Annotated in this window: 8 protein-coding genes; 2 read left to right on the forward strand and 6 right to left on the reverse strand. The window is 38.7% G+C overall.

Annotated elements, in window-relative coordinates:
- Window positions 1-88 precede the first annotated feature (88 nt).
- From AC5YGI_RS19490 to AC5YGI_RS19510, 5 genes are all read right to left on the reverse strand, one after another.
- Complete coding sequence (locus AC5YGI_RS19490; protein WP_496169319.1) at window positions 89-2,299, reverse strand: TonB-dependent receptor; 2,211 nt, start codon at window positions 2,297-2,299, stop codon at window positions 89-91.
- Window positions 2,300-2,605: 306 nt separating this feature from the next.
- A complete protein-coding gene (locus AC5YGI_RS19495) occupies window positions 2,606-4,198 on the reverse strand; it encodes an MFS transporter (RefSeq protein WP_227941755.1) in 1,593 nt (530 codons plus the stop codon).
- Window positions 4,199-4,306: 108 nt separating this feature from the next.
- Entirely contained in the window at window positions 4,307-5,422 is a 1,116-nt protein-coding gene (locus tag AC5YGI_RS19500; RefSeq protein WP_496169320.1) for an HlyD family secretion protein, read from the reverse strand.
- Between the two features lie 22 nt (window positions 5,423-5,444).
- Window positions 5,445-6,755, reverse strand: a complete 1,311-nt coding sequence (locus tag AC5YGI_RS19505) for a TolC family protein (protein WP_330745784.1) — start codon at window positions 6,753-6,755, stop codon at window positions 5,445-5,447.
- 89 nt (window positions 6,756-6,844) lie between these two features.
- On the reverse strand, window positions 6,845-7,690 hold the full coding sequence (locus AC5YGI_RS19510) for a helix-turn-helix domain-containing protein (protein ID WP_330745783.1): 846 nt from the start codon (window positions 7,688-7,690) through the stop codon (window positions 6,845-6,847).
- 74 nt (window positions 7,691-7,764) lie between these two features.
- On the opposite strand from AC5YGI_RS19510, the gene AC5YGI_RS19515 reads away from it, so the two are divergent.
- Window positions 7,765-8,238, forward strand: a complete 474-nt coding sequence (locus AC5YGI_RS19515; RefSeq protein ID WP_330745782.1) for an Mpo1 family 2-hydroxy fatty acid dioxygenase — start codon at window positions 7,765-7,767, stop codon at window positions 8,236-8,238.
- On the opposite strand, the gene AC5YGI_RS19520 is transcribed toward AC5YGI_RS19515, so the two are convergent.
- Window positions 8,235-9,302 carry a DUF2891 domain-containing protein gene (locus tag AC5YGI_RS19520; RefSeq protein WP_330745781.1) on the reverse strand — a complete coding sequence of 356 codons (1,068 nt, stop codon included), beginning with the start codon at window positions 9,300-9,302 and terminating at the stop codon, window positions 8,235-8,237. The genes AC5YGI_RS19515 and AC5YGI_RS19520 overlap by 4 nt on opposite strands.
- Before the next feature lie 142 nt (window positions 9,303-9,444).
- On the opposite strand from AC5YGI_RS19520, the gene AC5YGI_RS19525 reads away from it, so the two are divergent.
- Window positions 9,445-10,248, forward strand: an 804-nt coding sequence (locus tag AC5YGI_RS19525; RefSeq protein ID WP_496169321.1) for a DUF4349 domain-containing protein, incomplete at its 3' end; no start/stop codon positions are given.

Below are 10,248 nucleotides of genomic sequence, written 5' to 3' on the forward strand. Positions count from 1 at the left end.
TAAAATCCGGTTTCCGATCAAGCTCAGAAACCGGATTTGAAATACAATATGTTTTCAGATCAGGGTATTTTAAATCCCGATCATTTTTTTAAAATTCAAAAGTGTAGGAAAGGTTGAATGTTCTTCCTCTTCCTTTATAATTAAACAGTTCCGGAAGTCCGTAAGTAGCATATAAAACCTGGGAACGCTTGCTCCAGATCGTCTGATAATCGGTATTAAACAGGTTCTGAATTCCTACATTGAATTTTCCCCAGTTGAAACGGTATCCCATCATCAGATCTGAGGTATTGTAGCCCTCAACAACATTATTAAGCTCGTCTTTCTGCTTGAAATTCTGTAACGACTGGAATCTGAATGACCAGTTCTTAATATTATATCCGATATACGTCACCAATTTTGAAGGGGAAGCATTGTAAATCTCCTGTTTCTGCCATTCTCCCTCTTTATCTACCTCAGATTTGATCAAAAGTCCGCTGGCACCGAAATACACGCCATTGCTTAAAGAATAAGAAACCTCAGCTTCAATTCCCATATTTCTTAATTTCAAATCATTCACAAGAATCTGAAAGGTCTTTTTATCTACAGCAACCGTTTTATCAGAATTACTTAAAAATCCGGCAATCTGCGCTCTTAAACCTCCTCTGTTCACACGGTATCCTACTTCAAACTGATTGGTTTTGATGGCCTGCAGCAGCTGTTCTTTAACATTGATGCTGGATACAACATTCCAGTTTGTTCCTACCAATTTGTACTGCCCGATTCCGTAAAACTTAGCAGGATCTGCTAAACTTGCTCCCTGGGAAAAAGTTCCCCAAACCTGATGCTGCTCATTAAATTTGTATAATAGCCCTGCATTAGCTAAGGTTACATTATAAGAACTTTCACCTCCCGGAATTGCAGATGCTGAGCTTCCATAGCCCATTGCAATTTGGGTCTGCTGTTCAGAACCTACAAAATCATCCATTTTTACGTTGATATGCTGATAACGGATTCCTGCATTCAATTGTAATTTCGGCAGAATATTATATTTTGCCTGAACATATCCTGCATAGCTCTGTGAATGATTAGTCGGATATCTTCCCAAGCTGTACTTTGTTTCATTTACTAAACCACCGCTGGACATTGTCTTTGCAATGTCATAAACAGATTGAGTTCCTTCAAATTTTTCAAAATCGAAATCTGCTCCATAGGTAACGTTCAGTCCTCTCCATGATTTTGACAATAAAGCTTTAATCCCGGAATAATAAGTATCTTGCTGAGAAGAAGACATATAAGGTATTTTTCCCGTCTGTAAGGTAATATTTCCCGGGAATGGGTAGAATCCTAACTTTTCACCTCGCGTAGCCAATTGCACATATAAATCCTGTCCGCCTAAAATTCCGTTTGCGTTATAAGCTATAGTTGCCATATAACGTTCTGTACCTACATTTTTATCAGATGAAAACCCATCTCTCATCTCGAGTAATGAAGGATTTTTTGTTGTAAATGCACTCAGATTTTCTCCTAAAAATAAGCTTCTGTCGCCATTAAATTTAGAATTGTAATACTGAACAGAGGCTGTTATTTTATGTTTATTGTTAAACTGATATCCTCCCGTAGCCAAAATGTCAATGGATTGGTTATACTGAAGATCGGTCTGGGTAATATCCGTAAAAAGCTGTTTCTGATCTGCTCCATACACTCCACCATTCTGCTGATAAGCTACTCCCAGTCTTCCGAAGAACTTATCTCCTTTAGCCGCAATAGACTGAGCGGCACGGAAATCATGGTCATCTTTTCCCATAAAACCTGTACGTACACCCAATTCTGTTTCTCCACTGATTCCTTTTTTGGAAGGTGTTTTTGTAATTATATTGATAATCCCACCGGTAGCGTTACCTCCGTAAATTGAGCTTGCTCCTGAAAGCACTTCGATTCTTTCGATGTTAAAAGGATCAATGGCATCCAGCTGGCGGCTGATCGCACGGATACTGTTCAGAGAAACACCGTCTATCATCACCAAGGCAGAACGTCCTCTCATATTCTGACCATAATTGGTTCTACCCTGTGGACCAATATCCATGGAAGGAATCAGAATCGACAACATTTCTTTGATAGGAACTCCGCTTTTCGCCTGTTCCTGAATCTTTTCTTTCTGTACTACCCAGACCGTTCCCGGAACTTCAGAGATTTTTGTAGGTTTTCTGGAGGCTACGATTACCACATCTTCAATACCTTTAGAGGCAATAGAATCTTTTACGGTCTGGGAAAGCATCAATCCCGAAACCAAAAGACCTATGAACGCGTACTGCTTTTTCATTCTTTCTATTCAACGTTTTATAATCTTGCAAAGATAATTCTTATTTAGAAAGAATAAAAATAATAAAATAGGAGATTTTTCTTTTTTTGATGGAAGGAGGAAGATGGAGGCTGGAAGTTATTGATGACCTGTAAATCAAGATAAGTTCTAAGAACCTCTTTTGGAATAAAAATGTTAAATTAAAACAAATAGTTATAAATCGTCTTTTAGAACTTCCTTTTTCCAGCATCCAGCTTCCATAGTAAAAACGTAAAATCCCAGCCCAACGAAGGACCAGGATTTTACTGGTAAAAACAAGGTTTCTTTTTATACTGCAGGTCCTGCAGCATCTTTTATTTCTTCCAATAATTTTTTTCTTTCGCGAAGTCTTCTTCTCGCTATGACCGATTTACCGCCAAGAACTCTTACAAATCTGAAATATTGGAATCGTTTTGCTCCGAAATGATGAGTCGCAACATAGATCAGTACTCCAAATCCGACTAAAATAATATATCCGAATATCTTCTTGGTGGCAATGATAATGGCATTAAGCTGAATGGCTTTCATATTGGCTGCTACATTCTGAGGAGTCACCGTCATTCCGTCCATATAAACGGCAAGATCTCCTATTGCCGTAACCTGAAAACGGTATTGAAACCAAGAGTACAGGGTCGAAAAGATTCCTACAGCTAGGAAAGTTCTCCAAACCAGAACAAGTCCGATAGCTGCCAGCATTTCATCCATTTCAAGCTTATCCAGCGTATAAAACCATACGGAGATAAACAATGAACACATTCCGTAGCCTTTTAAAAACATGGGCAGATACCAGTTGTCATAACTGAACTCCAGCACCATGGAAAAGTACATAATAATAGCATATCCAACCATAGCGGCAAAACCGGAAAAAATATACATTTTCAATGGCTTTTCTTTTTTAAACCAGAAAATAGCAAGAGCTCCGGCTAAGATAATTCCGGGGATCATCAGTAGACTCAGCCTGGTATTGGTCAATTGATCATATCCCAAAACTCCTACCGCAAACGTATTCTGAATAGAAGCTGTTCCCAGAAACATTCCCAGCCAGAAAAGCATGAACAAACCGTGTTGCACATTATTTTTTGTGAAAATTTTAAACGAAAGGTAGGGTCGTTTTAAAGTCAGCTGACGGATAGAAAGCAGTGCAAAGCTGACAAAAGCTGCAATACTTCCATAGATGATGTTCCTGGAGTTGAACCAGTCCTGCTGTCTTCCAAATGAATACACATAAGCCGAAAACATGAATGTTGAAATGAAAAGCAAAATACTCAGCCAGTCAATATAATGCAGCGGTACTTTTAATGCAAAATATTTGTCATGCATAAAAATCCAGTGTATCAATGCTAAAATAAAGCATAAAACTGCTGTGAGCAGATAGAACTGCTGCCAGTTGTAAAGAAGAGCAAACTCAGCGGCATAATAGGTTGCCACCTGGTTCATGACAAGAACGAAGGTATAAAAAGCTCCGTAAAATACTCCACGATTTCCGATCATAACCATTAATGGCAGAAACAGTTCTATGGTAACCATCATTTTCATAAAGCCAATCATTAAAGAAGTAAAAATAAAAATCATTGGCTGTAAAGTAGTCCCGTTCACATAGCTCAGCAACCCTAAAAGTACCAGAAGCAAAACCATTTTGTCCCTTACTTTGAATCTCATTTTGATTCTCAGGACAACAGGCATGCAAGCTCCCATCCCAATGGTAGTGGCGTAATTGGCCCACATAAAATATTCTGTCATGGCGCCGGTACCACTTACCAGAGAACTGATATTTCCCGTATACACCCCGCCGATGGGCATTACCACGGCAAGCAGTAATACAATCAGCAGCAGCTGTACGGGTTTCGGTACCCAGTCGCTATATAATCCTTTGTTGTACATGATGAATTTAGAAGTTAGAGGTTAGAAACTAGAAGTTAGTAACTGAAGTTTTCAGCTTAACTTCTGTATTTTCTAATCTTTTAATCTTTCAATGATTAAATTTTTAAATTACTGGCCGATATTTACATTCATATTCATTCCGGCGCTCAGCTTATCCAGATCTTCTTTTTTGTTGGAATCTGTAAACTCAATTCTTACAGGGATTCTCTGCTGTACTTTGATAAAGTTTCCGGTAGAATTGTCCGTAGGCACGCTTGAGTATCTTGATCCGGTAGCCGCTGAAACAGCAGTCACAATTCCTTCGAATTTTTTCCCTCCTAAAGCATCCGCTGTCATAGAAATTTTTTCTCCTACTTTGATATTCGGCATCTGGCTTTCCAGGAAGTTGGCAGTTACCCACTTCTGACCGTTCAGAACGATTGTTGCAACCTGCTGTCCTGGTTGGATCAGCTGACCTTCAGAAATTGTTCTTCTTCCCATTACTCCATCATAAGGCGCTGTAATAACAGTATATGAAAGATTGATCTTCGCCATATCCAGAGCAGATTTTGTTCTTTTAATTTCAGCATCATTGATTCCCAACCTGCTTTTTACTTCTGTTGTAGAAAGGTTTGCAGATTGCTTTTGATTGACTAAGGTTTCATAAGCAGCCTTCTGAGCATCATATTCTGTCTTCACCTGATCATATTGTTGTCTCGTAACGGCTTCAGCTGCCAAAAGGTTTTTATATCGGTTTAAATTCTGTTCAGCATTCCACAATCTTGCTTTTGCTCCTGCGATATTGGACTGCATCACGTTGATATTGTTGGAAACCGTGTTCACAGAAGAGCTTGTAGCTGTTTTTTGAGCCATAGCATTCTGATAAGCGGCTTCAGCCTGTCCCAGTTGCGTAAGAATTTCACGGTCGTCAAGGATGACCAAAGTATCGCCTTTTTTTACACGCTGATGTTCAATAAACTTAATTTCTTTGATATAGGCAGAAACTCTGGTATTGATAGGATTGATAAATTCTTCTACCTGTGCCGCTTCCGTATAGGTTTTGCTTCCGATATGGAAATATTCGCGTATTAACCAGAATAATCCGAAACCGATCACCAGAAAAACGATGATATTGGATATAATGGCTCTGATTTTATTGGTTTTATTTTTCTTTTTCTTATTCTCTGCAGCAGATGCTGCCGGAGTAGGTGTTGTATTTTGAGTAGTTTGTCCCTTGTTTTCCATTGTGTTGATTTTCAGTTTTAAATTAAAGTGTTCCTGTAGATTTCAAAAGGTTGTAATACTGATATAAAACATTGATTTCAGCATTGGCGTAATCAAGCTCTGCCTGCAGTTTCTGGTTCTGTGCATCAATCATTTCCGCCTGCACGGCCAGCTGATTCAGATATTTGGCTTCCGTAATCTTGTAGTTTTCTTCCGCCAGTCTTTTGGAATCATTCAGAATATCTGCCTGCTGAATCGCTTCCTGATATTTGGTATAGGCTGCATTCACTGCCATATCTACATTCTGCTGCACCAGAGTCATGGCATCATTTGCCTGATTCTTTTGCAATTCCCCTAATTTTACTTTTTCTTTTGTTTTATAGAGGGTATCGATGTTGTAGCTCAGAGAAACCCCAGTCTGCCAGCCGCCTGAATACATATCCAAAACAGGATTTCTCGTCGTGATCGGTCTTTGCAGCGTATATCCGCCAAATCCGGCCAGCGTAGGTGAATTGTCTGTTTTGATGATTTCAATATTCTTATCTGCTACCGCAATGTTTTTTTGAGCAGATTTCAGCAAAGGATTGCTTTCGTGTGCAAGATCTGTATAATACTCCATGCCAATTCCGGATTCTTTAGTCTCCAGACTTTCTGTAGGAACAATCTCCGTGTCAGAAGATAATCCTAAGGCAATATTCAGATTATAATTAAGGATTTTCTTATTATTCGTAAGGGTAAGAATTCCCTGGTCCAGGTTTTTGATAGCCAATTCTCCACGAATCACTTCGTTTCGGGTTACCATTCCCTGCTGATAGAACTTCTGGATATTTTTCAGACGTTCCAGAGCCAGTTTTTTGTTATTCTGAAATACTTCTTCCTGATTGATGATTTTATAGACATCCAGATAGTTGGAAATCACTAAAAATTTCACATCCTGTTTGTTTTTCTCTAAATCCAGTTCGGAAAGTTGTTCGCGAAGCCCTGCCATTTCGATGGACTTATTCACCAATCCTCCTTTGAAGATCAGCTGTGTTGCCTGTACCGCATACGAACTTCCGTAATGCGGCATCGGAACGTTTGTGGAATTCGAAAAATCTTTATCAATGGCTACTGCATCTCCTAAATAGAACTGGCTTGTAGAAGCCGTAATTGTGGGAAGTTTCTGAAGCTTAACCACATTGGTGTGCTGTTTTGCAATATCAATATTCTGTGCGGAGACTTTGAGTTGCTGGTGATTCTGAACAGCGAGTTCCGCCACCTCACCTGCGGTCATCTGTTTGATCTGTTGTGAAAAAAACAGCGCAGGAAAAGCTGCTATCAATACAGATAGTGCTGTTTTTATTTTCTTTGTCATTTTACCTTGTTTTACAGATGCAAAGTTAGGTCAGCAACAAAATCAATCAAATGTTTGATTTTTGGAAAAAGATGTTCAAATGTAAGATTTTAGTTTTCGAACTGATGTCTGTACTGTCTAGGGCTTACCTCAAGATGCTTCTTAAAAAAATGAGAAAATGAGTATTGATCACTGAATCCGAGAATAGCGGAAATCTCCGAAACCGGTTTATTGGAAGAGTTTAAGAGCACTTTCGCTTCATTAATGACAATTAAAGCAATGATCTGACTTGCAGATTTTCCCGTAATGGTCTTTACTACAGAAGAAAGATGTCTGGTTGTAATTGATTGTCGTTCGGCGTAGAACTCAACAGTTCTTTCAGTAAGGTGATGCTCTGCAAGATCGGTAAGAAAGACAAATACAATTTCTTCCTGTCTGGACATCTGGTTCATAGAGCTGTTATCCTCCTTGGAAATAATTCCTGCCATCTGATAGCAGAAAACAGAAAAAAGGTGCTCTACCATTTCCTTCTTATAAAGCATTTCGGTATCAGAATCCAGGATATATTTCAGGAAATTGACACTTTTCCATACGACTTCCATTTCATCCTCAGGAAAAGGAACTCCTTTATTCATCTGCTGTCTGAAATACCGATATGTTATCAGACGGTTGAATTTTAATGATAAGGCAGAAATAAATTCTCTTTTGTAAGAAACCATTCTCGACTGAAAATCATCAGTCACTCCCACCACTTCATAAATGGTTTGGGGATCGGTTACCATAAACATATTGGCAGAAACCTCCAGATCACTGAAGTGCTGGCGAAGTTTTATAGTTCCTGATTTAATAAATATAAATGCAGGATTTTCGGGACGAAACGGTTTACCTACAGCGATTCGCTCGAAAATATTATGTTCGGTAAAAATATCAACGCCAAATTTTTCCAGGGCAGACATAAGACAAATGTAAGCAATCTTACCAGTGATTACAAAATTTTATTATTTTAGCAGGAATCCAATTTCCCTTTAGTATGAGAAAGGTTGATCTATTATTTGCAGAATACAGTAAAAGCCATAGAAATCCGACCAACAAGTTCATTCACTGGATTTGTGTACCCTTAATTTTCTGGACGATTCTGGGGTTTGCCTCCCTGATTCCTTCCCCTCATTTCTGCGCTTCCTATTTCGGATGTGCCAGTATCGTAAGCCTTATTGTGATTATTCTGATCACCCTGTTCTATATAAGGCTGTCTTTATTGATCGCTCTCATAATGATCGTGATTATGCTTATCATGGAACATTTCATTTATCTCACCAATATTAGTTTCGGAAGACAATCATGGATGGTTTACCTTTCTGTGTTTATCATCACATGGATTTTTCAGTTTATCGGGCATAAAATTGAAGGAAAAAAGCCTACTTTCCTTAAAGATCTCCAGTTTCTTCTGATAGGACCCATATGGCTTTTAGGCTTTGTTCTTAAAAAGACAGGAATCAGATATTAATCTTCCAGCGCATATACCGCAAAACTGGCCAGCCAGTGGTCTCCTCCATAATTTCCCTGAAAAAGTAATGGTAATCCATTATTGAGAAATACATCTGCTGTTTTCTTAAAATCTTTTTTCAGGGGATGATTAGCCGGAAGTGCGTTTGAAATTCCTTTCATACACCATGCTTTAGAAAAAGATAGTCCTACAAGGTGAACAGTTTGGTAATCGCTCAGATCACTTACTACAGGAATTTTTTCAACATTTTCCAGACTTCTTTTTTCATAGAAAGCATTCAGCCACTGTACAAATTCTTTTTGAGGAAGCACTCTTCGCATCAGGTCTGCAATTTCAAGACTTGGCGAAAAGAAATCGGATCCGTCCGGTTCCAGATAAGCAGGTGTTTTCTGTTCTTTCAAGAAAAAGTATTTTGCCTTTTCCGTCAACTGGCTTTCAAACTCCTTATCTTTATTGGCTCTTGCCCAGTCGATGGCAAAAGACATGGCAAATGCCGTGTTAGGATGAACTCCGGTTCTGTTAGGATACGTTTGCTTTGGAAGATAAGTTTTCCATGATTTCAGGATCTGATCTGTCAGCGGTTTCAGATTTTGGTGCCATATTTTAGCTTTCGGATGATCCCAGGTTGTGAGTTCTTCATCCAGCTTTAAGATCCACGCCCAGCCATAGGTTCTTTCAAAAGTTCCTGTCAGCTGATATTTTGTAAAGTAATCTGCTTCTGTCTGAAGTTTTTCTTTTTGAAATGATTCATCCAGAATTTTTTCAATCTCTTTGGCATTGGAGAGATTGGGTTTCGTTTTCAAAAGTCTCGTCAGCATCCAATGCCCGTGAACAGAGCTATGCCAGTCGAAACATCCATAAAAACTAGGGTGAAGATCTTTTGGAGTTAAAGAAACTTCGCCTGCGTTATTAATGATATGGGCAGTTTTATTAGGATACTCCTGGTTGATACAGTGAAGAGGTTTATCGGATAATTTCATCGCCATTTCGTCTGTAAGTTTCGGAGCTTCCTGGGCATACATCAGAAATGGAGAAAATGCTAATGCTAAAAGACTTTTTTTCATGAATTAAAAATAGAAATAATTTAGCAGTCTCAGCAATTTTCAGATCGGTTTTACAGCGAATTATTTTTAAATTTTAATCAATCTTACCCATCATCAGTTTTGTGCACACTTTTTGATCATACTCATAAAAACTAACTAACTTATGAAGAAAATTATTTTCCTGTTATCAGGTCTTATTCTGATCAACTGCAGCAAATCAGGCGGCGAAAAACATGAAGCGAAAGCCGACCTGATGGAAGTTATAACTGAAGATAGAGCACCTTCTCCTGCAGCGGCGCCTCCTCCTCCACCACTTCCTATCTCTGAAAAGGTAGTTTCTGATGAAAATGGCACCAACAAGGACGTTTATACCCCTAAAAAAACAGATACGATCTCCAAAAAAATCATCAAAAACGGAGATATGAAAATTCAGGTGGGTGATATTAAAAAGACACAGAGCCAGGTGAATGAAATCATCAGAAAAAACAATGCTTATATCCAGCAAGAGGAGTTTCAAAATACGGATATGGATGATAATCTTAGTCTGATCATTCGTGTGCCGCATAAAAACTTTGATGCTCTGATCAATTCTTTTTCAGATGGCGTTGGAACCGTTTTGTCTAAAAACATTTCATCCAATGACGTTACTGAAGAATATACTGATGTAGCGATAAAGCTGGCCAACAAAAAGATATATCTTGAAAAATACCGTGATATGCTTAAAAGTGCTGCTACCACAAAAGATATGCTGGAGATCCAGGAAAATATCCGTGAACTGGAAGATGAGATTGATGTGGCCGAAGGCAGACTTCGTTTTATTGATGACCGGGTGAATTACAGTACTCTGAATTTGAATTTATACAAAGAAAAAGTGAGAAGTTCCGCCACTTCAAAAATAGGTTTTGGGAGCCGTTTTGTAGATTCGGTAACAGAAGGCTGGAACAGTTTTATAAGCTTTATGCTTGGA

This window comes from Chryseobacterium sp. CS3K3.1 (assembly GCF_059515165.1).

Bases quoted from the DNA above. Each gene is read 5' to 3' on its own strand.
- AC5YGI_RS19490 (WP_496169319.1), bottom strand. From the start codon at position 2,299: ATGAAAAAGCAGTACGCGTTCATAGGTCTTTTGGTTTCGGGATTGATG.
- AC5YGI_RS19495 (WP_227941755.1), bottom strand. From the start codon at position 4,198: ATGTACAACAAAGGATTATATAGCGACTGGGTACCGAAACCCGTACAG.
- AC5YGI_RS19500 (WP_496169320.1), bottom strand. From the start codon at position 5,422: ATGGAAAACAAGGGACAAACTACTCAAAATACAACACCTACTCCGGCA.
- AC5YGI_RS19505 (WP_330745784.1), bottom strand. From the start codon at position 6,755: ATGACAAAGAAAATAAAAACAGCACTATCTGTATTGATAGCAGCTTTT.
- AC5YGI_RS19510 (WP_330745783.1), bottom strand. From the start codon at position 7,690: ATGTCTGCCCTGGAAAAATTTGGCGTTGATATTTTTACCGAACATAAT.
- AC5YGI_RS19515 (WP_330745782.1), top strand. From the start codon at position 7,765: ATGAGAAAGGTTGATCTATTATTTGCAGAATACAGTAAAAGCCATAGA.
- AC5YGI_RS19520 (WP_330745781.1), bottom strand. From the start codon at position 9,302: ATGAAAAAAAGTCTTTTAGCATTAGCATTTTCTCCATTTCTGATGTAT.